General features: G+C 63.3%; 24 protein-coding genes. 9 read left to right on the top strand and 15 right to left on the bottom strand.

Annotated elements, in window-relative coordinates:
* Positions 1–308: 308 nt before the first annotated feature.
* From P8A24_RS07350 to glpA, 5 genes are all read right to left on the bottom strand, one after another.
* Positions 309–980: a uridine kinase family protein gene (locus P8A24_RS07350; protein ID WP_278057956.1), complete on the bottom strand. Its 672-nt coding sequence runs from the start codon at positions 978–980 to the stop codon at positions 309–311.
* Between the two features lie 17 nt (positions 981–997).
* A complete protein-coding gene (locus tag P8A24_RS07345) occupies positions 998–1,846 on the bottom strand; it encodes an SMP-30/gluconolactonase/LRE family protein (RefSeq protein ID WP_278057955.1) in 849 nt (282 codons plus the stop codon).
* 299 nt (positions 1,847–2,145) lie between these two features.
* On the bottom strand, positions 2,146–3,411 hold the full coding sequence (locus tag P8A24_RS07340) for an anaerobic glycerol-3-phosphate dehydrogenase subunit C (protein ID WP_278057954.1): 1,266 nt from the start codon (positions 3,409–3,411) through the stop codon (positions 2,146–2,148).
* 1 nt (position 3,412) lies between these two features.
* Positions 3,413–4,651 (bottom strand): glycerol-3-phosphate dehydrogenase subunit GlpB, encoded by a 1,239-nt coding sequence (gene glpB / locus P8A24_RS07335; protein WP_278057953.1) that lies wholly within the window; start codon positions 4,649–4,651, stop codon positions 3,413–3,415.
* A complete protein-coding gene (gene glpA, locus P8A24_RS07330) occupies positions 4,648–6,435 on the bottom strand; it encodes an anaerobic glycerol-3-phosphate dehydrogenase subunit GlpA (RefSeq protein ID WP_278057952.1) in 1,788 nt (595 codons plus the stop codon). The genes glpB and glpA overlap by 4 nt, the downstream gene beginning before the upstream one ends.
* A gap of 181 nt (positions 6,436–6,616) precedes the next feature.
* Here glpA and P8A24_RS07325 point away from each other — a divergent pair, with 181 nt between their 5' ends.
* Positions 6,617–7,585: a sugar-binding transcriptional regulator gene (locus P8A24_RS07325; protein ID WP_278057951.1), complete on the top strand. Its 969-nt coding sequence runs from the start codon at positions 6,617–6,619 to the stop codon at positions 7,583–7,585.
* A gap of 399 nt (positions 7,586–7,984) precedes the next feature.
* On the opposite strand, the gene P8A24_RS07320 is transcribed toward P8A24_RS07325, so the two are convergent.
* Together P8A24_RS07320 and P8A24_RS07315 are read right to left on the bottom strand one after the other, a co-directional pair.
* Positions 7,985–8,395, bottom strand: a complete 411-nt coding sequence (locus tag P8A24_RS07320) for a hypothetical protein (RefSeq protein WP_278057950.1) — start codon at positions 8,393–8,395, stop codon at positions 7,985–7,987.
* 10 nt (positions 8,396–8,405) lie between these two features.
* A complete protein-coding gene (locus P8A24_RS07315; protein ID WP_278057949.1) occupies positions 8,406–9,272 on the bottom strand; it encodes an HhH-GPD family protein in 867 nt (288 codons plus the stop codon).
* 108 nt (positions 9,273–9,380) lie between these two features.
* Here P8A24_RS07315 and P8A24_RS07310 point away from each other — a divergent pair, with 108 nt between their 5' ends.
* Entirely contained in the window at positions 9,381–10,523 is a 1,143-nt protein-coding gene (locus tag P8A24_RS07310) for a hypothetical protein (protein ID WP_278057948.1), read from the top strand.
* 94 nt (positions 10,524–10,617) lie between these two features.
* On the opposite strand, the gene radA is transcribed toward P8A24_RS07310, so the two are convergent.
* From radA to P8A24_RS07295, 3 genes are all read right to left on the bottom strand, one after another.
* Positions 10,618–12,000 carry a DNA repair protein RadA gene (gene radA, locus P8A24_RS07305; protein ID WP_278057947.1) on the bottom strand — a complete coding sequence of 461 codons (1,383 nt, stop codon included), beginning with the start codon at positions 11,998–12,000 and terminating at the stop codon, positions 10,618–10,620.
* A 470-nt stretch (positions 12,001–12,470) separates the two neighbouring features.
* Complete coding sequence (locus tag P8A24_RS07300; protein ID WP_278057946.1) at positions 12,471–13,124, bottom strand: potassium channel family protein; 654 nt, start codon at positions 13,122–13,124, stop codon at positions 12,471–12,473.
* Between the two features lie 33 nt (positions 13,125–13,157).
* Positions 13,158–14,534 (bottom strand): TrkH family potassium uptake protein, encoded by a 1,377-nt coding sequence (locus P8A24_RS07295; protein WP_278057945.1) that lies wholly within the window; start codon positions 14,532–14,534, stop codon positions 13,158–13,160.
* Between the two features lie 180 nt (positions 14,535–14,714).
* Here P8A24_RS07295 and P8A24_RS07290 point away from each other — a divergent pair, with 180 nt between their 5' ends.
* The 4 genes from P8A24_RS07290 to P8A24_RS07275 all read left to right on the top strand — a co-directional run bounded on the left by P8A24_RS07290 (position 14,715) and on the right by P8A24_RS07275 (position 16,510).
* Entirely contained in the window at positions 14,715–14,930 is a 216-nt protein-coding gene (locus P8A24_RS07290) for a helix-turn-helix domain-containing protein (protein ID WP_278057944.1), read from the top strand.
* A 57-nt stretch (positions 14,931–14,987) separates the two neighbouring features.
* Positions 14,988–15,086 (top strand): 30S ribosomal protein bS22, encoded by a 99-nt coding sequence (locus tag P8A24_RS07285; RefSeq protein ID WP_005504750.1) that lies wholly within the window; start codon positions 14,988–14,990, stop codon positions 15,084–15,086.
* A 266-nt stretch (positions 15,087–15,352) separates the two neighbouring features.
* Positions 15,353–15,832 (top strand): MarR family winged helix-turn-helix transcriptional regulator, encoded by a 480-nt coding sequence (locus P8A24_RS07280; RefSeq protein ID WP_278057943.1) that lies wholly within the window; start codon positions 15,353–15,355, stop codon positions 15,830–15,832.
* Positions 15,833–15,844: 12 nt separating this feature from the next.
* Positions 15,845–16,510 carry a histidine phosphatase family protein gene (locus P8A24_RS07275; protein WP_278057942.1) on the top strand — a complete coding sequence of 222 codons (666 nt, stop codon included), beginning with the start codon at positions 15,845–15,847 and terminating at the stop codon, positions 16,508–16,510.
* A 114-nt stretch (positions 16,511–16,624) separates the two neighbouring features.
* On the opposite strand, the gene P8A24_RS07270 is transcribed toward P8A24_RS07275, so the two are convergent.
* On the bottom strand, positions 16,625–17,050 hold the full coding sequence (locus P8A24_RS07270) for a PLD nuclease N-terminal domain-containing protein (RefSeq protein WP_278057941.1): 426 nt from the start codon (positions 17,048–17,050) through the stop codon (positions 16,625–16,627).
* A gap of 74 nt (positions 17,051–17,124) precedes the next feature.
* Positions 17,125–17,472 carry a hypothetical protein gene (locus P8A24_RS07265; protein WP_278057940.1) on the bottom strand — a complete coding sequence of 116 codons (348 nt, stop codon included), beginning with the start codon at positions 17,470–17,472 and terminating at the stop codon, positions 17,125–17,127.
* Between the two features lie 183 nt (positions 17,473–17,655).
* Here P8A24_RS07265 and P8A24_RS07260 point away from each other — a divergent pair, with 183 nt between their 5' ends.
* The 3 genes from P8A24_RS07260 to P8A24_RS07250 all read left to right on the top strand — a co-directional run bounded on the left by P8A24_RS07260 (position 17,656) and on the right by P8A24_RS07250 (position 20,862).
* On the top strand, positions 17,656–19,431 hold the full coding sequence (locus P8A24_RS07260) for a cytochrome c biogenesis protein CcdA (protein WP_278057939.1): 1,776 nt from the start codon (positions 17,656–17,658) through the stop codon (positions 19,429–19,431).
* A 109-nt stretch (positions 19,432–19,540) separates the two neighbouring features.
* Positions 19,541–20,083: a sigma-70 family RNA polymerase sigma factor gene (locus P8A24_RS07255; RefSeq protein ID WP_278057938.1), complete on the top strand. Its 543-nt coding sequence runs from the start codon at positions 19,541–19,543 to the stop codon at positions 20,081–20,083.
* Positions 20,080–20,862, top strand: a complete 783-nt coding sequence (locus P8A24_RS07250; RefSeq protein ID WP_278057937.1) for an anti-sigma factor — start codon at positions 20,080–20,082, stop codon at positions 20,860–20,862. The genes P8A24_RS07255 and P8A24_RS07250 overlap by 4 nt, the downstream gene beginning before the upstream one ends.
* 102 nt (positions 20,863–20,964) lie before the next feature.
* Here the strand turns inward: P8A24_RS07250 and P8A24_RS07245 are convergent, their stop codons facing one another.
* Genes P8A24_RS07245 through P8A24_RS07235 form a run of 3 tightly spaced genes read right to left on the bottom strand, consistent with a single transcriptional unit; the run spans position 20,965 to position 24,249 of the window.
* A complete protein-coding gene (locus P8A24_RS07245) occupies positions 20,965–21,849 on the bottom strand; it encodes a 1,4-dihydroxy-2-naphthoate polyprenyltransferase (protein WP_278057936.1) in 885 nt (294 codons plus the stop codon).
* A complete protein-coding gene (locus P8A24_RS07240) occupies positions 21,833–23,266 on the bottom strand; it encodes an AMP-binding protein (RefSeq protein WP_278057935.1) in 1,434 nt (477 codons plus the stop codon). The genes P8A24_RS07245 and P8A24_RS07240 overlap by 17 nt, the downstream gene beginning before the upstream one ends.
* Complete coding sequence (locus P8A24_RS07235; RefSeq protein WP_278057934.1) at positions 23,266–24,249, bottom strand: 1,4-dihydroxy-2-naphthoyl-CoA synthase; 984 nt, start codon at positions 24,247–24,249, stop codon at positions 23,266–23,268. Before P8A24_RS07235 ends, P8A24_RS07240 begins: the two co-directional genes overlap by 1 nt.
* Positions 24,250–24,307 lie beyond the last annotated feature (58 nt).

Genomic DNA, 24,307 nt, shown 5'->3' with positions numbered 1-24,307 from the left:
GAGGGACGGCGGGGGAGCCGCCCAGGTTCATCGTTGAACGCTGTGTCTAGTCTCACATAAGTGTAGAGGTATTGTGAATATTTCTAGGACCTTTGGGCCAATTTTCATCTCTGAGCTGAGGTAGCGCACGTCTGTGCGCCCGACGCCGGTGGGCCAGTTGCGTACGCATCCGGACGCTACGCCAGACCCGCCACGGGCTCGCGCGGGGACCCCGCGCTCGAGGCGCGTGTCTAGCGCCACGCGCTCGCTAGCCCCGAGTCGCCCGAAGCGCGCCCGGCTTCGCTACGATCTCGACGCCGGTGGGCGAGTTACGCCGTCGCGGGGCGATCCCAGCGCTGCGAGGCGAGCAGCTGGGTCAAAACTTCTTGAGCTTCCGTGTAGGAAACCTTGCGGGCACCCTTTGCGGTGAGTTCGCGGTACATCGTCGGCTCGTGGAAGAAGTGTGCAACACCGCGGCGGATCAGGTTCGGGAACGGCTTACGGGCCTCGTCCAGATCGCGCATCAGGCGGAACCAGAACGTTTGCACGCGCGGACGCGAAATGCACAGCGCGTCGGCAAGGATGCCTTCCTTGCGAAGATCGTCGATGATGTCTGCTGCGAACAGGCCCTCGGCCAGCACCACACGGCGGCCCTCCAACTCGAGCCTGCGCTCGCTCAGGCGCTTCGACGTCGGGATGTCGTAAATCGGCACCGTCGTCTCGCCAACCGTGCACAAGTCCACCAGCGCCTGCACCGCGCCCTCGCGATCCCAGGTGCGGATCGAATCCCAATCCACCATGCCGTGGCGACGCGGCAAACCCGGCATGTCGCCGTCGAAGTAGAAATCGTCCAAGTGAATCGACGGCAGGCCGGAGCGATCCGTGAAGCGGGTCTTGCCCGAACCCGACGGGCCGGTCACCAAAATGACATGCGCACGTGGGTTATGGCGGGTACCTTCAGGAAGCTCAAAGAGGCCATCGTTCGACAGGGGAGTGGACATGGGTTCAAGAATACCGCTTACCGATTGAATGGGGTGAGTGGTATGCCGGGCACGTCCGCTCGCGCGTGGAACACGGCTCCCGCTTCCGGCTCCGGATCGGTGAGGTTTTCCCGCGAGGTCGTGACGAACACGTCGCGTCCGTCCTCGCCGCCGAGCGTCACCGATGTGACAAGTCGCACCGGCAGATCCCACTCGCCGAGGATCTGCGCTTGCGGCGAGTACAGGCGCACCTTGCCCACTCGGTTCAGTGCCACCCACACGTTGCCGTCGACGTCGGTGGTCAGGCCGTCGGGGGAGGTACCGGTGGCTTCGTGGAAGTTGCGCCGGTTCGTCAGTTCCCCGCCGACGACGTCGAACACGTCCGTGCGGCGTAGCGCCGTGTCGTTGAAGTAGGCGCGCTCCTCGCCCACGAACGCGAGCCCGTTCGAGGTGGTCGTGCCGGCGATCGCTACTCGAGCTTCGCCGTCGGGCCCGATTTTGTACACGTTACCCACGCCCTGACGGCGCGTGTAGGACATCGTTCCGAAGTACAGGTTCCCCCACGGATCGGTGTTGCCCTCGTTCATACGGATGTCCGGGTCCGTCCAGACCTCCTCCGCGCCCGGCATCGGGCGGACTTCACCGAACGGCTCGTCAGCGATCCCAAGCCCGCGCTCGAGGCCCACAACGAAGCCGCCGCCCACCCGCGGGCGCACGAACGCCGCGATTTTCGAGCCGGTTGCCAGGCGGTGAATCTCGCCGCTCGGAAGGAGCGTGAGGAGATCGCCGGCGAGCATGTCCACCCAGCGCAAGCCGCCCCAACTGGCATCCCACGCGGGCCCCTCGCCGTGATAAGCAACTGCGGGCGTGATCTGTTCAAACTTCATGCCCGCAAGTTTACCCACGCCCGACGACGTTGGGGCGCACGTTGCACCGACGCAACGACTTGACGCGTGCGTAACTCTGTCAGTTCGCTCGGGCGTTGCTATATGCGCAACGCCTCACGGAAGTGAGGGAGTTCTGCACGCGCTGGCCGCATGGAGTGGCCGACGTTGGGGTGCACGTTGCGCCGACGCACCGACTTGACGCGTGCGTAACTCTGTCAGTTCGCTCGGGCGTTGCTATATGCGCAACGCCTCACGGAAGTGAGGGAGTTCTGCACGTGCCCCGCACTCCGGTGGGCGGCTCAGTCGCGGTGCAGGCCGAGGGCGTGAGCAATGATCTCCACCGGGTGAACCGTCATCGCGCCGGAGCCTTGGCGGATCTGCCAACGGCAGGTTTCCGTTTCGCAGGCGGCGAGGTTCGGGTTCGTTTCCTTGATCATCTCAAAGAGCGGCTCGCCCACCTTCTGGGCGACCTCGTACTTTTCCTTCTTCAGGCCGTACGTGCCGGCCATGCCGCAGCACGCGCGCCCCGATTCCACTACCTTCACGCCCGGGATCGTCTCCATCAGCCGGATCGCCGGCATGCCGATGCCCTGGCTCTTGACCTGGCAGGGCTGATGGTAGGGGATCGTGATCTCCCAGCGGGCCAGGTCCTCAACCGGAAACTCGCCGGCGTCGACCAGCTCAAGTAGGAACTCGGACGTTTCCACGGTCCGCTTGCCCACCGCAATCAGACGCTCGTCCTCGATACCAAGGATTTCGCGCGCCTCGTGGCGCAACATTCCCGCGCACGAGCCCGACGACGAAACGATCGTCAGCTCGCCTTCAGCTGAGAGCTGTTCGGCCAGCTTCACTGCGTGCTTCGCCGCCTGGTTGAACAGGCCGTTGGACTGTTCGGCGAGCCCGCAGCACCCCTGCTTCGGCACGAGCACCTCGTAGCCTAAGTATTCGAGCACTCGCACCGAGGCTTTCGACGTCTCCACCTCGAAGTAGCCGCCCGCGCAGCCGTGGAAGAACACGATCGGCCCGCGCGGGTACGGGTTCTCCGGCGTCGTGCCTGGCGCGTGGGAGGGCACCCGGTTCTTCTGGTGTTTCGTGAACCAGCCCATGAAGGTCTGCGTGACGGCCTTCGGGACGGGCGCGTTGCGATGCACGCCCACCACTTTCTCCACGAGCGTGCGGATCGGTTTGTTGGCCAGCGCCGCGTTCGCGATCGGCGCGAAGGGGGTCATGAGTTTGCCTTCGAGTGTGGTCTGCGTGATCAAGCGGTCGCGCAGCGGCATGTGACCGGCCTTCATCACGGCGCGCGCCTGCGAATTGATTTCGGCGATCTTCACGCCCTGCGGGCACGAGGTGGTGCAGATCCCGCATGAGGAGCAGTAATCGAGGGAATGATCCACCGATTCGCCGTTTCGGAAGCGCTCGGCCTGCGGGCCCACGAACTTCGGCCCCGAGAACAGCTCGGTCACCTCCACGATCGGGCACTGCGTTTCACAAATCGTGCACTTCACGCACGCATCCAGCGATTCGCGGGCCAGGGAGTACTTGGCGTATTCGATAGCGTCCATGTCAGTCCTTTCCGAGAGCGTTCGTGGCGGCGCGCGCAGATCCGAGGGCGATCCCTTCGCCCGATTTTTCCGCCCACGGCGCCGACCCTGCGATCACATCGCCCGCCAGGTGCAGATTTGCGTAGATAGGGGAGCCGAGCTCGTTGGTGGGGTGCATCGCGCTATCGACGACGACGCCGGTAGTCCACGGGTTCTCTCCCACGGCAAGCGGCAGGCCAAAGATCGTCTCGCGGAACTCCTTGCGCGAGTTGCGCATGATGTTCCCGGATTCGAAGCGGCCAGCGGCGTCGATCACCGCGTCTACCTCGAGCGGGGTTTCGCGGCCGGCGCGGCTCACGAGCAGGCGCGTGATCCGCCCGTTTTCTCCCGACGACGCCGTCACGGTGGCGTTCATGTGCACGTCGATTCGCGCTTCTCGGCACTGTGCGAGGAGCGCATCATAGATGCGCCGGCCCGCCACCGACGGCGGTGGGATCATCATTTCGGCGAGCCCTGCGCCACCGGCGTCGGCGATCGCCGCGCGAAGCGGAGCCGTCGCGTCGTGTTTGAGCCCGCAAAACGCGGGCAGGAGCACTACTTCGCCTGGGCGGACGGCCGCCGCGAGCGCGCTCGCCACCTGCTCGCCAAACTCGGTGTAAAAACCGGACTCGCGCACTTCTCGTGAGCGACCGTCGAAGGCCCGCGCGAACGCCGTCGCGTTCGAATCGGCCTCGCCCGAACGGGCCGCAAGGTCCAGCGTCACGGCGCGGGCCGTGACGCGCACATGCGGCGAACGCGCAAGATTATCGGCGATCAGCTGCGCAGGAAAATCCTTAAATTGGCGAAAACCCACCACAAGATACTGGCCGCCGTCGCGCAACACTGAGTCCGCCATCGAACGCTGGACCGCATAGGCGGGCCGGACTGCGCCCGCCGGCGTCGGGATCCACATGTTGCGTTCAGGCGCGCCAACCGGGCGCGCACCGAACAGGCCCACGTGCTCCTCGAGCCAGGCCACGCCGTCGCGCACGGCGTCGGCACCGATCGCGTGATACGGGTGCTCGGGCGGCAGCGAGGAAAAATCGAACGGGTCGGAAACCGGCGAGCCGTCCGGAGCCCAGGAGTAGACGTCGAGCACGCCTGTCGAGAGCCCGAGCCCGCCGATGCCCTTGGTGACGATCGTGACGCGGTGGCCAGCCTCGGCCGCCATCAGCGCGCTCGCCATGGCGGCCAGCCCAGCCCCGATTACTACAACTTTCACTGCGCGTCCTCCTTCACAGTGGCGAGCGTGGCGAGGTCGCCCGTGGCGCGCTTCGCCTTCTCACTCGGTTCGGGCAGGTGGCCAATATCGAGGATCCCCTCGAACATCCAGTTCGCCAGCGCCATCTCGCGCATCTGCTCGCCGTGGAGCAGCGGGTCGATCCCGTGGCGGCGGTTTTCGATGAACAGTTCGAGCATCTGCGTGGAACGGTCCGCTTCCGCGGCCCGCGCCCGCATGGCAACCCGGCCCCCGACGTCGTCGGCGCTGGTTGCATCGTCGGTTTCAGGTGTGCCCGCGCGGGGATCCGTGGCCGCGACCTTGCCTGCAACGTGACCGTCGGCGCTGGCCGCATGCCCGGCGTCGGCGCTGTACACGGGCCCGGCGCCGGTGCGGAACTCGTGCAAAATCCCGGCTGCGCGCAACGTGCAGAACGTGCCCTGGCACGGGCCCATGCCAATGCGGAGCTGGCGGCGCAGATCGTCGATCGTGGAGTTCGGCTGGCGGCGCAACAGATCGAGCACGGTGGAGCGGCGCACGAGTTCGCATTCGCACACGAGCGGATCGGCGAGGCGCTCTTCCTCGATCTCCTCCAGCCGGTCGGTGATTTTGTGGAGCGTGGGGTTCGCGTTCGGAACCGGCTCGGTGTGTGTGATGCACTGCGCGTCATTGCCCATCTGCTCGAGCAGTGCGTCGGTGACGTTCTTCGCCATCAGACGGTACGTGGTGAGCTTGCCGCCCGCGATCGTGAACAGGCCGGTGATGCCGTCGCGCTCGCGGTGGTCGATGATCGACATCCCGCGCGACATGTGGCGCGTATCTGTTGCCGAAACCCGCGTGTCCTTCACCAGCGGCCGCGCCCCGGCCCACACGTGCACCGCACGCGACTCACGGAAACCAGGGACGAGCACCTCGCCGGCGTCGAGCATCTGCTCCACTTCCTCCGGGCGGATCTCGAGGTGGTCGGGGTCCGTGGCGGCGACGTCGGTGGTGCCGATAATCGACACGGTGTGGGCGGGAACGAGGATATCGCCGTCGGCGGGGTAAATACAGCGGTTCACCACGGAGTTCACGAGCCGGTGGTTCATCGCCACCATGATTCCGCGCCCGGGCACCACATCCACGCCGTGCGCGCCGGCGAGCGCTGCGATCTGGCCAGCCCACGGGCCGCCCGCGTTGATCACGCCGTGGCAGGTGATGAGCACGTCCTCGCCGGTCTTCTCGTCGATTGCGCGAACGCCACTCACCGTGCCGTCGCTGACCTCGATTTTCGTGGCACGGTGATAGGTGAGGGCCTGCGCGCCGTAGGCTTTCGCGGATTCGATCGCGCCCCAGCACATGCGCCAGCCGTCCACTGAGGCGTCGCGCACCGCAAACGCGCGCTTGATCTGCGGGTTCAGGCGCGGCTCACGGCGCAGCATCTCGGCCACGGTGATCTCCTCGGCCCACACGCCGGTTTTTGTTGCGCCGGCGAGGAACTGGTTCGGGAAATCGTCCGGATCGTCGGGGCCAACCACGAACAAGCCGCCTGTGTCTTCGATCGCGTCCGGGTGGATTTTTCGCAGGAGCTCGTTTTCCTCCGCACACTCGGTGGCGCTTCGCGGATCGGAGACCACATAACGCCCGCCGGAGTGGAGGAGGCCGTGGAACCGGCCGGAGGTTCCTTGCGCGATGTCCGCGCGTTCAAGAAGGATCGCGGACACTCCGCGCATTGCGAGGTCGCGGAGTGTTCCCGCTCCGGTTGCGCCACCGCCGATCACGACGACGTCGGTGCTGTATGTGCGCATGCGTACCCCTTTCCGCCTTTGGAAACTGTGACTCCCACAATAGGGGGATTTCATCAATTTTTCCTAGGCGATTGTGAAAACGCGCTCATCTGTGCAAATAGTTTCCTCATAAGTGAACGGATGTTTTTTGGAGCGTTTCGCGGTAGATTTGTTGAGGAATAAGGTGCACAGAGGGGGAGAAATGACCCGCGAAAATTCCGCTTATGAAGCTGCAGTGATGTACTTCGTTCAAGACGAAAAAATGGAAACTATCGCAAAGAAGCTCAAGGTTTCACGTTCCACAGTTTCCCGGCTAATCCAGCACGCTCGAGAAACAGGCATGGTGAGGATTTCGTTGAATCCACCGGATTCGACGGTGAATTCATTAGCGGGGCGTCTCGAAGAACGCTTCGGCGTGAAGGCTTTTATTGCTCCAGTTTCAGCCAGTGCCGATTCTGCCCGCAGGATGCAGGCGGTGGCGAACCTGGCAGCGCAGGTGCTCTCCGATTCGGTGGAGGACGAAACCGTTGTGGCGGCCGCGTGGGGCAACATGGTGTCCGCGGTCGCGGAGCAACTCCCGATGAAGAAGGTTTCCGGCGTACGAGTAGTGCAACTCAACGGCGCGGCTACTGGCGATAATGCGGGCATGCCACACGCAGGAGCGATCATGGAAAAGATCGGCGAAGCGTTCAGCGCGCAGGTCATCCATTTCGCTGTTCCGGCGTTCTTCGACTATCCCGAGACCCGCACACAACTATGGAAAGAGCGTTCCGTGAGTTCGGTGATCGAGCTTGGCCGCAACGCGGACGTTGCGATCTTCGGCGTCGGCTCTCAGGCTGCGGCCGCTTCGTCGCTCGTCTACTCGGGCGGGTATTTCACCCACGAGGAGCTCGTCGAACTCGATCAGGCGGGCGTGGTTGGCGACGTGTGCACCGTGATGTTCCGTGCCGACGGTACCTTCGAGGACCTCGACGTGAACTTCCGCGCATCCGGCCCCAGCCCGAACGAGCTCACTGGGATCAAGAAGCGTATTCTCGCTGTCTCTGGTCAGCCGAAGGCCGTGGCTGCGCTCGCGGGCCTGCGCGCCGGCGTCGCCACGGATCTGGTGATCGACGAATCCACTGCGCTCACGCTACTCCAGCTCGCCGACGAGGCTGACGGCCTGCGTTAGGGCCAAGTGAGAGTTGCGCGCCGACGCCGGTACGTTCCCGACGCCGGTGCTCCTGCTCGCCGTCGGCCTGGGGAGCGACGCCGGGGCTGGCTTACGTCTGTGCGTTACTGATTTCTTGTGCGTAACTCAATCAGTTCCGTGAGGCGTTGCGTATATAGCAACGCCTGGCCCGATTGACGCAGTAACGCACGGGAGTTGGTGCAGAACTCAATCAGTTGCGCGAGGCGTTGCGTATATAGCAACGCCTGGCCCGATTGACAGAGTAACGCACGGGAGTTGGTGCAGAACTCAATCAGTTGCGCGAGGCGTTGCGTATATAGCAACGCCTGGCCCGATTGACAGAGTAACGCACGGCCCTGCCGACGCCGGGGCTCCTGCTCGCCGGCGCTGCAAGTTGCGCTAGGCGCGGGAAGCGTAGTTGCGCGCCGTGCGCGAGGCGAGTGCCAGCGCAACGGGACCTTCGAGAGCAACAAGCGCAGGGATGAGGAGCGGAACAAAACCGGCTTTGGTGCCGTAGAACGTGTAGGCGGCGAGTACGAGGACCGCCGAGCCGACGCCGATCGCGCGCGCGTTGAGCGCGAAATCACGCCACTCGCGTGGCCAGCTTGTGCCCCGGATTGGACGCACAATCGCGCGGGCGGCAACCGCGAGCATCGGAAGCAGCCCTGCCGCGAGCATGATCACGATCGCCGTGCGGTTCGGTGCGCCGTCGAGGAAGAGCATGCCCATTGCCAGCGGGACCACCGGGAATGCGGCCAGACCGGCGCCGAGGTAGGTGAGGTACTGGAGTTTTTGCGCGTTGTCGTCCATAGGTCCGATCTTACTGGGGGAGGCGGATGTTGGAGCCGTGGCGCTCCACGAGCGAATCGGCGATCAGGCCCTCGAGGGCCACCTGGTAGCGTTCGGGCTCGATGCCGGACGCGCGCTCGAGCTCGGCGGCTGCGACGCCGTCGGGAGCCTTTCGTAAGATGCCCATGATCGCACCTCGAGCCTGCCGGTTCGTGCCGTGCCAAGCTTGGGTTTTGCGTTTGTGGGCGTGTTCGTCGGCTGGGCGGCCGGCCGTAAACCAGCCGCAATCGGCGGCGAGTAGGCAGGTGTCGCACGCTGGTGTGCGCGCCGTGCAGACCAACTCGCCAAACTCCATGATCGCCATATTCCAGCGCCAGGCGCGCTCGGGCTCGGTTGGGACAGCGGCGCCGGCGCGCGCAAGTTCTGCTTTCGTTTGCGAGGGCGGCGGGAGAGCCGCGCCGTCCCAGCGGGCCAGTACGCGGCGAATATTCGTATCGAGCACCACCGAGCGCTCGTGGAACGCGAAGGCGATCACGGCGTCGGCGGTGTATGGCCCGACGCCGGGCAGGGACAGAAGCCCGGCGCGCGAGCGGGGCAGTTCGCCGTCGAAATCGCGCACGATCACCTCGGCGCACTGGGCGAGGCGGAGTGCTCGTGAGGGGTAGCCCAAGCGATCCCACGCCACGAGAATCTCCGCCGACGATGCCTCTACCAGCGCGTGCGGCGTGGGCCAGCGGTGCATCCAGGCGTTCCAGATTGGCTCGACGCGTTGGAGCGGGGTTTGGTGGCTCATCACCTCACATACGAGGATCGCCCACGGGTTGCGGGTGCGACGCCAGGGGAGGTCGCGCCCGTTTTCCTCGAACCATTGGAGCAACGTGGAATACCGATCAATCACGAGCCCATTGTGCCAGCGTGTCGGTGTGCGTGCGAGCGGCGGCGTGGCGTGGGCCGCGGTTCGGCGTGGGAGGTGGGTTTTGCGGGCCATACTCGATACGGTAAGTGCGTGGCAGATAAGGATTCACGCCCTCGGGGCACAGGCAACGGACGCGGACGGGCTGGCCGCGGAGGCGACGGCGCTGGCCGGAACGCGCATTTGCGTTCCGGGGCGGGCAAGTCGCCCACTCCGCGTGCTCCCCGCATTGGCGACGCCTGTGGCACCTCGCGTGCTGGCGCTCGCGGCGTGAACTCGCGCAAGACGGCGGGCCAGGGCTCACGTGCTGGCGTGGCTGGACGTGGCGAGGTGCGCTCGGGGCAGGCTCAGCGTTCAGCCGAGCAGACCAAGAGCGGTTCTCGCTCGCGGCAGGCGCCGGCCCGTGGAGCCGCGAGGAAACCCGCTTCTGCTGGGCGTCCCCGCGCTGGGGAACGTGTACGCGCGGGTGATCCGCGTGCCCGGCGTGGCTCTGCGCGTGTGCACCGGAACGGCGCCGCGGGTTCCCTGAGGGGTGCTGTCCGACGTCGGGTTGAGGCTCGCGGGGCTGCGCCCGCGGTGAACCTCACTGTTGTGGTGGCCGTTGTGGGCGTGATTGCGCTGATCCTTGCCGTCGTGTTTGGCGTGAAGTTCATGACGAATAAGATCAGCTCCCAGCAGACCGTTTCGGATCCGGCCGAGCCGTTCACCCCGGTGGCGTGTGCACCGGAGAATCTCTCCACCTCGTTCTCGCACAGCGGTACGACTGCCGGTCAGAAGGTTCAGTTCTCGCTGGAGCTAACTAACAAGGACCAGAAGCGTCCGTGTGTGACCAGCGCTGGATACGAGGACGTCCGCGTGCTCGTCACTTCAGGCGGTCACACGGTGTTCGACTCGCAGGCGTGCAAGATCGGGGGCGCCACCAAGCGGCTCCTCCTCGACGCTGGGATGAGCACGAAAGTTCCGATCACCTGGAACGGCGTGGTTGGCGGCGCCGATTGTACAGGGACGTCGCTTTCACAACCTGGCACGTATGTGGCTCAAGCATTCATCGGCGATAAGCCGATCTCTGCCGAAGGACAATCTTTCGCACTGGTGGCACCGGGCCAGGAAGCTGCGTCTGAACCGGATCAGCAAAAGCCTGTGGACCAGCAAAAGCCAGCAGATCAGAATCCGGCAGAATCGCAAGCGCCGGAAGAGAAACCGGCCCAGCAGGCTAGCCAGGGAACCGGGAACTAATCAGCAGTTCTTACACGAGGTGCATTGGCTCCGCGTGTGACGAGGCTCCGCGTGTGACCAAGTGCGCGGCAACTTCGCACGCTCTGGCTAGTGCTTAGCGTCCGCCCGAGATCGGGAGCACGGACTTTACCCCCTCTCGTACGTCTGAAATCGTGCGGATCTCCAGCCCGTCCGGAGCAACGATCGGATCCGCCGTGTGCGGCACCAGCGCGATCCTGAATCCCAGGCGCGCGGCCTCGTTGATTCGCTGTTGTAGGCCAACAACCGGGCGAAGCTCACCCGTGAGCGAGACCTCGCCAATTGCGATCACGCCTGGTGCGAGCGGAAGATCCGCGGCCGCTGAGGCAAGGGCTAGTGCGATCGCAATATCCACGCTCGGTTCGCTCGCCTTCGCGCCGCCCACGGTGGAGACGAAAATATCCTGCTTCTCAAACTCCACGCCAAGGCGCGATTGCAGCACCGCAAGCATCATTGCCACCCTCGAATATTCCACGCCCGAGGTGGTGCGTCGCGGCGGGCCAGCCGCCGGAACCGACAGCGCTTGAACCTCCACCGGCATTGGTCGGCGGCCTTCCAGCGTAATGGTGACGCACGTGCCCGGAACCGTGAGATTACGGGCCGAGAGGAAGATGCCGGACGGATCCGGAAGCTCTCGGATCCCGGAATCGACCAGTTCGAAGCAACCCACCTCGTCGGTTGGGCCGTAACGATTTTTGACCGCGCGGATCATGCGCAGGCGTGAATGCCGATCGCCCTCAAACTGGCATACAACATCCACGAGATGCTCGAGCACGCGCGGTCCCGCGATTGACCCTTCCTTGGTAACGTGGCCCACCAGCATCATTGGAATCCCAGTGGCCTTCGCTATCCCCACAAGAGCCGAGGTGACCGCTCGCACCTGCGCCACTCCGCCGGCAGCGCCCTCCACATCCGGATCCGCGATCGTCTGAACCGAATCCACGATCAACAGCGAGGGCTTCGCATCCTCAATATGCCCAAGGACGCGGGAAAGATCCGCCTGGGCGGTAAGCAGGAGATTTTCGGTGAGCGCGCCGATTCTTTCGGCGCGCGAACGCACCTGCGAGGCTGATTCCTCTCCGGTCACATACAGCACCGGGGCCGCCCCGCGCTTTGCCGCTTCATCGGCCGCACGAGCCGCCACATCCAGCAAGAGCGTGGACTTTCCGACCCCGGGTTCCCCGGCCATCAAAATCACAACACCCGGCACGATTCCGCCGCCGAGCACTCGATCCAGTTCGCCCACGCCTGTTGGTTCCTTCACCGATGCCTGAGCCGAGACTTCAGTGATCGGCTGCGCCGGGGTATGCGGAGTGAGCGAACGAGCCTTCCCTTTTGCCGTAGGCGCGGCGAACTCCTCGATCGTGCCCCACGAACCACAGTTCGGGCACCGACCAACCCACTTGTTGGTATCCCATCCGCACTCGCTACACACGAATGCCACTTTTGCTTTAGCCATGCCCCAACCTTACAAAGCGCCTATGACAAAATTTGTTGATCACTTTAGATGTGGCAACGAATCCCCAGCTCACGGCCCCAAAAATCTCTTCCCGGCGTCGACGAGCCGTGCGTAACTGCGTCAATCGGGTGAGGCGTTGCTATATGCGCAACGCCTCACGGAACTGATTGAGTTATGCACGCAAGCCGGCCCCGGCGTCGGCAGTCCCGTACGCAATTCCACCAACTCCCGTGCGTAACTCTGTCAATCGGGTGAGGCGTTGCTATATGCGCAACGCCTCACGGAACTGATTGAGTTATGCACGCAAGCCGGCCCCGGCGTCGGCAGTCCCGTACGCAATTCCACCAACTCCCGTGCGTAACTCTGTCAATCGGGTGAGGCGTTGCTATATGCGCAACGCCTCACGGAACTGATTGAGTTATGCACGCAAGCCGTGCCCCGGCGTCGCTACCCGAGCCTCGGCGTCGGCGTTAGCGGCCCGCAAACTCCTCGAGCAAGCCCGGCTCGCCGGAAACGATGAGTGTATCGCCCACGCCAATCTTCGTCTCCGGCGTGGTGTACTCGAACGGCTGGCCTGGTGACTTCACGCCAATAATCGTTACACCGAAACGCTCGCGCACGCGCGACTGCGCCACCGTGAACCCCACGAGCTCCTTCGGTGGATACATCTTCACGATCGTGAACTGGTCCTCCATCTCGATGTAATCAAGCATCTTGCCAGAGAGCATGTGCGCAACGCGCTGCCCGGCGTCGTACTCCGGATACACCACGTGGTGGGCACCAATGCGCCGCAAAATCGTGCCATGCTCGCGCGAGGTGGCCTTCGCCCAAATCTCCTTCACACCGATATCCACGAGGTTTGCGGTGATCAGCACGGACGCCTCCAGCGACGTACCCACGCCCACAACTGCCACGTCGAAATCCTCCGCGCCGATCTGGCGAAGCGCCTCCGCGTTACGCGCGTCCGCCTCGACCACGCCGAAACGATGCGACCACTTCTGTGCGAGCTCATCGTTCGACTCCACTGCCAGGACTTCCTTGCCCAGCTTGTCGAGCGTGATCGCGATCGCCGTGCCGAAACGGCCCAAGCCGATCACTAGCGCGGCCTCGTTTTTCTTCGCCATAGGTTCCCTTTCGTCGTCTCAATCGTAGCGGGGTTATCCGATGATCGGGCGCTCCACCGGCAGGCGTAGCACTCGCCGGCGGTTGCGTAGCGCGAGCGCCGCGGCGAACGTCATCGTTCCCACGCGCCCGAGGTACATCATCACGATCAACACGGCCTTCGCCGACGTCGGCAGGTCGGCAGTAATTCCGGTGGAAAGCCCACACGTAGCGAACGCTGAAATCACTTCAAAAAGCACCTTGTCCAGCGGAACGTCCGTGAGCTGCAGGAGGAGCAGGGTTGCAGTTCCCACCATGAACGCTCCGAGGAACGTTGCGGAAATACCCAGGCGCACGACGTCGGGCGGAATCCGCTTGCCGAAGGCTTCCGTATCGCGGTCTCCGCGAGCCTCCGCAAGAATCGCGAGGAGCAACACCGCGAACGTGGACACCTTAATGCCGCCCGAGGTTGAAGCCGAGCCGCCGCCGATGAACATCATAATGTCGAACATGAACCAGGTCGATTCGTTCATCTGGGAGGCGTCCACCACTGACAGGCCGGTGGAGCGAGGCATTGTGGCCTCAAACATGGATGAAAGCACTTTCGAATGTATCGGCGCGTTCCCGATCGTTGCCGTGTTGCCCCATTCCAGAAGCGCGAAAAGCACCACTCCGATGATCCAGATGAGGAAGTAGGCAACGAGCGTGATCTTCGTATGGAGCGACCACGCTCGGATGTTGCCGCGGTTCGAGGCGATGTTGAGAACCACGGGGAAACCGATTGCGCCCACAAACGTGCCCAGAATGATGGGCAGGCACACAAACCAATCGCCGGCGAAGGCCTCCATGCCGTCGGGCCAAATCACGAAGCCGCCATTGTTGAACACGGAAACGGACAGGAACAGCGAGTGCCCCACGGCCTCGAGAGCGGAAAGTCCGCGGCTGATCAGCGAGGGGATGAAAACGAGGAACAAAATGCCTTCACCGATCAACGAAGTGGCGAGAACCGCGCGCAGGAGCGAGCCGACTTCGCCGAGGCGCGATTTCGTTTCCGTTGCCGTGAGCATACGCTGCGTGAGGCCGATGTGGCGGGAGACCGCCAGACCGAGGATCGAAGCGAGGGTCATCACGCCCAGGCCGCCGACCTGCATTGCGATGGCGATCACGACCCGCCCGAACCCAGACCAGTATGTCGCAGTATCGACGACAGTCAGACCCGTGACGCACACTGCGCTTGTTGCCGTCCACAGTGCCTCCATGACGCCGGCGCTGCCGGGAACGTCCGAAGCGAAAGGAAGGAGGAGGAGAGAGGTGAAGAAGAGGATGATAAGCGCGAAGACGATCATGGCGAGGCGAGCGGGCGAACGGCGCGCGAAATCGTCGATCCGATCGCGAATCGTTGGCTCGGTGGCTCCGGGGGTGCTCACCCTCATCCGTTATCCCTTCCATGCTGATGTGTGCTCGCCTATCGTATCGCGCACAGCAATTTTGTGAGACGTGTGCGCTTCGTGAGGTTATCGGGTATTCTTGGGAACGATGTAGCGCGCTTTGGCGCGTCAATTCTTCTCACACAACGTCAGGCCCAACGGCCGCACGCAAAAGGAAAAGGTTTCATGGCACAACTTCCATCGTCGGCGCCGCAGTTTTTTACGGTTGCTGAGGTTGCTGAGGTGACTCGAGTTTCTCGGATGACCGTGTACCGCATGGTGCATTCGGGGGAGCTGCCCGCTGTTCGCGTGGGTAACTCGTATCGCGTGCCGCGCTCCGCTCTCGAGCAGCTGATCGGTGCCGCGCAGCCCGTCCAGCGCCGTGAAGTTTCCGGCGCCTGACTTTGTAGGGTAGTATTCATTAAGTTCAGCATCAGCTAGTACGTTCGGAGGTAACCTGTGGGTTCCGTTATTAAGAAGCGTCGCAAGCGTATGTCGAAGAAGAAGCACCGCAAGCTTCTCCGTAAGACTCGTCACCAGCGTCGTAACAAGAAGTGACATGTGAAGCAGGAGCCGAAAGGCTCCTGCTTTATTTTTCCCGACGCCGGGGTGCCGTTTCGTGAGGCGCACCGGTGGCGAGCCTGGTTGGGCGACAAACCATGGCTCCGGCGTCGCGAACCAATCCTGGTTTTCGGGCTTTCTGGAGCCATTACGCGTACCTTCGGGGGTTTACAAGCGGGAACCATTGTTGTACAATGTTCAACAATTAAGGGCGCAGACAACCGCACGCAGTTGTTCTCCGCACAGTTTTTCAAGGAGGCCAAATGGCAAACAACGAGCACGACGAGGTTGAGTGGCTCGATGAGGAAGAGCAGATCGCGTGGCGTCACTTCCTGCGCGGAACTGCTTTTGCGATCGAGCGGATCAACCGCGACATGGTGGAGGATAACGGCATCACTTTCAATGAGTATGAGGTGCTGGTGCGCCTGTCTGAATCTCCGGATCGCAAGGCCCGCATGTCGCAGCTGGCGAAGAATCTGGTGCACTCACGTTCGCGCCTGACTCACACGGTCTCCCGTCTGGAGGCGGCCGGCTATGTTCTTCGTGAACCGTGCGCAGACGATCGCCGAGGGATTATGTGTACGCTCACGGACGCCGGGTTTGCCAAGCTCGAGCAGTCCGCCCCGAAGCATGTGAACTCGGTGCGCGAGCACCTGCTGTCCAAGCTCACGCGCGATGAGTTCCTCGCCTATGGTGATACATCGGCGAAACTGCTTGGTGAGGCCGATTTCTCTCAGCTCTAGTAGGCTAAACGCATGGAAATAACTACCGTGTATCTTGTCCGCCACGGCGAAGTGGATAATCCCACCGGGATTCTCTACGGGCGCCGTGGCGGTTTTCATCTCACCGAGCTTGGCCACCAGATGGCTCAAGGCCTCGGGGAGTGGTTCGCGGATCACGATGTTCGCACCGTGATCACCTCGCCGCTTGAGCGCGCGATCGAGACGGGCACGCCTACAGCACGCGAGTTCGGCCTTGAGATCGAGAAGGATCCGCGCCTGATCGAGGCGGACAACAAGTTTGAGGGGCTGGCGATCAACAAGAATCGCCTCGTGCTACTCAAGCCGAAGTATTGGCCGTGGTATGTGAACCCGGCGAAGCCGTCGTGGGGCGAACCCTACACCAAGGTTGTTGATCGTATGTCGCGCGCGGTCGCGCACGCGCTCGAGGTGGCCCGCGGCGGCGAGGCTGTGCTCGTGAGTCATCAGTTGCCGATTTGGACGATGCGTTCGTTCGTCGAGGGTTATCCGATGCTTCACGATCCACGTAAGCGCCAGTGTTCGCTCGCGTCAGTGACATCGTTGAACTTCGTGGGGAACCAGCTGGTGTCGGTGGGGTACGAGGAGCCGGTTGCGGATCTTATGCGCAAAGCTTCCGACATGACTCCCGGCTCGTCCGAAGCTGCGGTTCACGGCCGCTGAGCGACGACGCCGGTGCAGCGGTATCGGGAGCTTGCCCAGCGTGTTGGGTAAAACTGAAAAGAGCGGTGGCGCTTGGGCGCCACCGCTCTTTCGCTGACATGTGGGGTGCTCGGTTTACTTGTGGCCGTAGAGGCCGCCATGTTCTTCGCCGTCTTCTGGTTTGCGGGGAGTTTCTGGCTCGCCTTTGGCTTCCTTTTCCTTGCGCTGGCGTTCCTCCCAGGCCTTGCGACGGTTCTGGGCGTCGAGGCGTGCGAGGAACTCGGGATCGTCGTCGGGAGCGACCGGGGCCGCGGCTTCGCGGCTCTTTTTGATCTGCGGGCCAAACGCGGAGGTCCCGGGGCGTTGGAACGAATCTTTCGTGAAAACGTGCTGGTACTTCAACCCAAGCCACACGAGTGGGCCGAGGATTGGCACGAGAACAAGGATGATCCACACGGGTTTGGAGATTCGGCGTGCAGGCATCACGGATGAGCGAATCACATCGATGAGTGTGTAGATGTGAAGCGCGATCACAACCAGAATGAGAAAAATTCGAGCCACGGATTCAGCCTAACCGAAAATGGTTGTGGGCACCCGCTGGGGTGCCCACAACCATTCGGCTGATCGCGATCAGATCACTTGCCGTCGCTCATCTTGTCCTTGTCGGACATCTTGTCGTCGCTCATCTTGTCCTTGTCGGACATCTTGTCGTCGCTCATCTTGTCCTTGTCGGACATCTTGTCCTTGTCGTCCATCATCTTGTCGGACGGCTCAGACATTTTTCCGTCGGACATCTTGTCGTCGCTCATCTTGTCCTTGTCGGACATCTTGTCCTTGTCGTCCATCATCTTGTCGGTGGCCGGCGCGTTGGTCATTTTGTCGTCCATCATCTTGTCCGATCCCGCGCCCGAGCCGCAGGCTGCAAGGCCCGAAACGGAAGCGAGAGCGATCATGGCAACTGCTGAAATCTTGCGAATGTTCATGGGTGTTTCCTTTTCTGTTGTGCTGCGCCTGGTGCGCGAGCGTTCACATGGAGTTCGGAGTCGAGAAACAGATGGATTGGACGAACTGATGTGAACCACGCCACTTTGCGAAATGTTCGTTCATCCGATCCGAATTACCCACTGCTCCGAACCATGGATGAAACCTCGTGAAAGGAGCCAGCGATGGTCACTATCCTCATCGGCCTGCTCGGCGGATTTATCACCGGCATTTCGCCGTGTATCCTCCCAGTGTTGCCAGTTATCTTCCTCTCGGGCGGCGCCCAGTCAGCCCGAAACTCCGCGCCCGCGCCCGCCAACCTCATCGGCGTCGGCGGTGGCGCAAACCTTATTGGAGGCAACGCTATTGCCCCGGGCGCCTCAGCCGCACCGGCGTCAGCCGCACCGGCGTCAGCCGCACCCGCGTCAATGAGCACGCAGTCGGAGCCCTCGCGCTGGCGGCCCTACCTGGTGGTCGGCGGTCTGGTGTTGAGCTTCACCTTCTTCACGCTCCTGGGGTCCACTGTGTTGAACCTGCTCCGTCTCCCTCAAGACACCATCCGCTGGGCTGGCATCGTGATGCTCGCAGCCCTCGGAATAGCAATGCTTTTCCCACGCTTCATGGAGCTACTCGAGCGTCCATTCGAACGTTTTGGAAAGCGCGAGGCGAAATCCTCGAACGGATTTGTGCTCGGCCTCGTGCTCGGTGCGGCCTACGTGCCCTGCGCCGGCCCAGTCTTGGCCGCCATTGCGGTGGCCGGTTCGACCGGAAAAATCGGCGCCGACACGGCCCTCCTTGCCCTGTCCTTCTCCGTCGGCACTGCGATTCCGCTCCTGTTCTTCGCGCTTGCCGGGCGCAGGCTCGCCGAACGCATCAGTGCATTCCGCCGCTGCCAGAAGGCGATCCGCATCGGCGCCGGAATCGCGCTCATCGCGCTCTCGATCGGTATCGTGTTCAACCTGCCGGCCTACCTCCAGCGTGCCCTGCCGGATTGGACCGCATCCGCCCAGCAAAAAACCGAAACGCTCCTGCACGGCACGGCGTCGGGTGCCTGCACCGACGGCGCCTCCGAGCTCGGCAACTGTGGGCCGCTCGCAAAGATCGAGGGCGTGAGCTGGTTCAACACTCCGGGTGACGCGCCAATCACAACCGACGGCAAGGTGACGCTCGTCGATTTCTGGGCCTACTCGTGCATCAACTGCCAGCGCTCAATCCCCGGCGTCGAGAAACTCTACGAAACCTACAAGGATGCCGGCCTGAACGTGATCGGCGTGCACTCGCCCGAGTACGCGTTCGAGAAGGAAGAGCGCAACGTGCGCGCCGCCGCGAAGGACCTCGGCATCACCTACCCGGTTGCCGTCGATTCCGATCTCACAACCTGGACGAACTTCGATAACCACTACTGGCCGGCGCACTACCTCGCCGATTCGGCAGGGCAGCTGCGCGCGATCAAGTACGGCGAGGGCGGCGAGGCGACCACCGAAAAGCTCGTGCGTGAACTCCTTCGCGACGCGAATCCCAAGGTTTCGCTGCCTGCCCCCGTATTCACCTCCGACGACGCCGGTGCGCGCAACCCGCGAACGCCCGAGACATACCTTGGTGCCGCCCGCGCCGAATACTTCGTTGGTGAGCCGATCACGCTCGGCGAGCACGATGCGAAACTCCCCGGCGACGTGCCCGAGAACCGTTTTGCGATCGGGGGCAAATGGACGGTTGATGGTGAGAAAATCACGGCAGCCAAAGGCGCGCAAGTCGCACTCAACTGGTTCGGACGGCAGGTACACGTGGTGGCCTCCGGCAACGGCACAATCCGTTGGGAAATGAACGGCAAAAGCGGGGAGCTGTCCGTGCCCGATGTGCCGAACAAGATCACAGTGGTGGATGTGCCAGACGGAACCTCTGGAGTCCTCACCTTGAGCGTGGATCCTGGGGTGTCGCTCTACTCCTTCACATTCGGGTGATGGTGTGAGTAGTGCACTCGCCGCACTCCCGACGTCGGTGGCGCCACCGACGTCGGGAAGCGACCACAGGCGCAGTGGTCACGAGCCGCATGCACGGTACGATAGGCGCGTGATAACCGATATCGATTCCGTGCTTTTGGTGAAGGTGGCCCGTGGTGACCGCGAGGCGTTTGCCCGTATTTATGACACCTGGTCGGGCCGAATCTTCTCACTGATCTGCTCGATCGTGGTGGATCGGGCGCAGAGCGAAGAAGTGCTTCAAGAAGTATTCCTCGAAGTATGGCAGCGCTCAGGTGCCTTCGACCCGGCGAAAGGGAGTGCGCGTGCCTACCTCGTGACTCTCGCGCGGCGCAGGGCGATTGACCGCGTGCGGGCCTCGCAAGCCGCACGCGATCGTGATGCAGCCCAGCCAGTGGAGCGCGAGTTCGACGAAACTCTTGCTGAAGTGGAGGAACGGATCGTGGCGCAGGATGTTCGAACGGCTCTTGCGAAAATCGGCGAACCGCATAAGAGTACTGTTGAGCTGGCATTCCTTACCGGCTACACGCACGCGCAGATCGCGGATCTGCAACAGGTGCCGCTCGGCACCGTGAAATCACGTATTCGAGACGGCCTGGCGAAAATGAAAAGCATTTTGGAGGGGGAGCGATGAGCGACAACCGTTTTGACCGCACTGGCGACGCCCACGAGCTGCCCGAGTTTGGCACCCCGGAAGCAGAAGTTGTGGGAGCACTCGGCGCTTCTCTGTCGCCGACTCAACCTCCGGCGCACCTGCGTGCGAACCTCATGGCGATGATCGGCACTGGCACAAGCGGCCAGGAGGCTGTGGCTGGAACCGCAACCCCGACGTCGGGGGAGGGTCCGAACTCGGCCGAAGCTGGCGCGGGTGGCGCAGAGTCAGGAGCGAGCGTCACCGATCTGTCCTCGCGCCGCCGGTGGATGCGTGTAGCGATGAACGCTGCCGCTGCCGTAGCGCTCGTCGCGGTGGGCGTGGGAGCGGGCCGCTGGAGCGCGATGGATTCGATGGAAAACGTCAGCCACTACGCGGCCCTTAACGAGGCACAGGACGTCGAACGCACCATGACCACCATGGACGACGGGCACAAAGTGACCCTGACCTGGTCCAAGAGCATGGATATGGCCGCAGTGACCTTCCCAGCCGAGCTACGAGCACCGAGCGGGCAGAGCCTGCAGGTGTGGGTCGACATGGGTGGGAAAGTGACCAGCGGTGGGATGTACCAGCCCGGCAAGAACGGATCTTTTTCCTTCGTGAAACTGATGCCGGAACCTGGTGCGCGCGTCTTTGTCACCGTTGAGCCGGCTGGCGGATCCGACGCCCCGACGTCGGCGCCGATCATCGAGTGGACGATCGGGAAGAGTGGGGAGGCGACGCCGTCGGCGCCGGCGACCAGCGCGCCGGGAGATGCGTAGTGAACCGGCGTGCTAGCTGGGAAGCTGTCCGAGTGTGACGCGACGCCGGTGAGCGAGTTGCGCACCGGCGTCGGGAAACGAATGGGGGATTGTGCGAGAGCGCTAAGATTGAGCGATGACGATCGAGACGGTGATCAGGATCGCGTAGGCGAGTTCGAACAAGCCTGTATCGCGCAGAACTGGGATCAAAGCCGCGCCGCTCGCGCCGCGCTGGACCGGGCGGATCACGATCACGAAGGCGAACACGAGGAACACCAGCGAGAGCACGAGCCACAAGCCACCCACAGCAACCAGGGCCGACGCACAGATCAGGGCTGCGAGAAGCATGCCGATAAACGCCCAACGCGCCACCTTATCGCCCATACGAACAGCGAGGGTTTTCTTGCCGGTGGCAGCGTCGGTGGGGATGTCGCGAAGGTTGTTCACCATCAGCAGTGCGCAGGCAATAAAGCCGATGCCGGTGCCAGCCACCCACGTGTACCAGTAGGCCACATTTGACTGCGTGTATACCGTGCCAACCGTTGCCACCCAGCCGAAGAACACCATGACGAAAACTTCGCCCAGGCCCGCGTACCCGTACGGGTGTTTGCCGCCAGTGTAGAACCATGCGGCCACGATCGCGGCTGCGCCAACGGCAAGCAACCACCAGTGGCCCGAGATCGCCACGAGTGCCAGGCCGGCGATTGCCGCAAAACCAAAGAAAACGAACGCCATGAGCTTGACGGTCTGTGGCTTGACAAGGCCGGAGGCTGTCAGCCGTGTGGGACCGGTGCGATCGGCGTCGGTGCCGCGGATACCATCGGAGTAGTCGTTGGAAAAGTTCACGCCCACCTGAAGGAAGAGTGCAACCAGCGCGGCAAGAAGGGTACGAACCCACGAAAATGAGCCCTCGCCGAGCGTGATGCCCGAAGCGAGGATCACGGGTGCGAGCGATGCCGGCAACGTGCGAACACGAGCCCCCTCGAGCCAGTCAGCTGTGGATGCCATGTGTTTTCTCCCATTCTATGAGCGTGCGTTTGAGCTCACGACGGTCGATTTTACCCGAAGAGGTAAGCGGCCATTTCTGGGAGAACTGTGTGAGTTCGTAGACGCGTGCAGGTGCCCAACCTTCGCCGAGCCGTGATTTTATGCGTGCTCTGAGCGATTCGGTGCTGGTGGTGGTGAACTGTGCCGGTGCGTTTTTGCTGGTCATTGCCGTGTTGTGAGAGAGGCGACGTGTGGGCGGAGCACTGTTCGGTTCGGCGGTCGCTGGGCTTTGGCCGCTTGTCGGTTCTGTGGTGCCTGGGTGTGGCGAGGGGGCCAGGAGAGCGACGACGGCCTCGCCCCAACGCTCGGACGGCACGCCGATAACAACAGCTTCGGCTCCGGTTTCCGCCGCGATTGCATCCTCGATCAGGCGTGGCATCACGGTGAGTCCGCCCGTAGTGATCGCGTCATCAATGCGGCCGAGGATATCGAGGGTCCCGGTGGGTGTGAAGCGGCCCGCGTCCTTCGTGTGGTGGGTGCGGAGCGTTCCGACGACGGCGGTGCGAGTTGCGCTGAACGCCTGCGAATCAACGTTTCCGAGATAGCCGAGTGCCACCATCGAACCCGTGATCGAGACCTGGCCCGTGGGGCCGAGGGTGATCTGGGCGTCGCCGATTGGGCGGCCGTCGTACACGCAGCCCCCGCACGTTTCCGTCATTCCGTACGATGTGGCGAGTGTGAGGCCGGCGGCGCGGGCCTCCTGAAGGAGGGAGGGGGCCGTGGCCGCGCCGCCGGTGAGGAACAGTGCCGGCGTCAAAATCTGCGTGAGCTCGGGGGAAGCGAGAATCGAGCGAAGCTGCGTGGGGACCACCGAGATGTAGACGGCCCCGCGGGATGCAGCCTGCTCAACGACGCTGCGAATCTGAGTGGGATCGTGGAGATCCACCGCTGCCGGCTCGCCACCTGCCAACAGTGAGCGGAACGCCGTTTGGAAACCGGCGATGTGATGGTAAGGAAGATCTGCCAGCCAGACCCCTTCGCCACGCAACGCCTCGTGGGTGGCATGCGCGCTCGCGGCGAGCTGATCAAAACCGAGCGCCACGATTTTTCCTGTTCCCGTGGTGGAACCGGAGGTGCGCATGAGGACGGCCGTGCCGGCAGGGATTCCGAGGCGTGCCGCCTCAGCAGCTGACTCGCGCTCATCGGTTCCCGGCTCCACGATAAACACCGGGCGTACAGGTTCCCCGCGCCGCCAGCGATCCAATTCAGGCTGGATTGTGGACACCAGGCGGGCGAGGGCCGCCGGCCCTCGCCCGCCCTGAACAACCGCGGGTTCCTCGTGGGAAACCGGCGAACCGGCGTCGGCCTTAATCCGCGCACCGGCGTCGGCGCCCCGTGCCTCGCCCGGACAACCTGCGCCTGTCAACCCCTCAGCCATCAGGCGTAGTACGGGAAGTCGGACCAATCGGGGGAGCGACGCTCGAGGAACGCGTCGCGGCCCTCCTGCGCCTCAGCCGTCATGTAGGCCAGGCGCGTTGTCTCGCCCGCGAACACCTGCTGGCCTGCAAGCCCGTCGTCGGCCAAGTTGAATCCAAACTTGAGCATGCGGATCGCCTGAGGCGATTTCGTGCGAATAATGCGCGCATATTCCAGGGCCTTTTCCTCAAGCTGCGCGTGCGGGACCGCCTCGTTCACCACGCCCCACCGCTGCGCATCTTCGGCAGAATACTCGCGTGCCAGGAAGAAGATTTCGCGGGCCCGCTTGTCGCCAATCTGGCGGGCGAGCAGAGCCGAACCGTAGCCGGCGTCGAAGGAACCAACGTTCGCGTCCACCTGCATGAAGCGCGCATGCTCGATCGATGCCACCGACAGATCGCACAGCACGTTCAACGAATGCCCGCCGCCAGTTGCCCAGCCCGAAATCGCACCAATAATCACCATGCCGGAGTTGCGCATGAGGCGCTGCACCTCGAGGATGTGGAGGCGGCCGGCGCGTGCCGGGTCGATCGAATCGCGGGTTTGCTTGTTGAGCGTAGCGTCGTCGCCACCGCCGTCGTAGCGGTAGCCGTCGCGCCCGCGAATGCGCTGGTCGCCGCCGGAGCAGAACGCCCAGCCGCCGTCCTTGGGGGAGGGGCCGTTGCCCGTCAAAATCACGGCGCCGACTTCGCCCGTCAGCCGCGCGTGGTCGATCGCCCGGTAGAGCTGGTCCACAGTTTCGGGGCGGAACGCGTTGCGCACCTCGGGCCGGTTGAACGCGATGCGCACCACCGGCAGGTCGCGCTCGGAGAGCACCTCGCCGCCGTCGCCGAACTCGCGTTCCACCCCGCGATGGTAGGTGATATCGGCGTCGGGGAAGCCGTCCACGCTTCTCCACACGCGCGGGTCGAACAGGTCAGAAACTTTTGCAGGCAATTCACTCATGAGGTAATTGTGCCACCTTCGCGTTGGTATGCGCCGCCGACGCCGGCGCCCTGCCGGC

Origin of the sequence: Arcanobacterium wilhelmae (assembly GCF_029632765.1) — a bacterium.
Taxonomy (GTDB): Bacteria; Actinomycetota; Actinomycetes; order Actinomycetales; family Actinomycetaceae; genus Arcanobacterium; species Arcanobacterium wilhelmae.
This window is presented reverse-complemented; position numbering and strand designations above follow the sequence as displayed.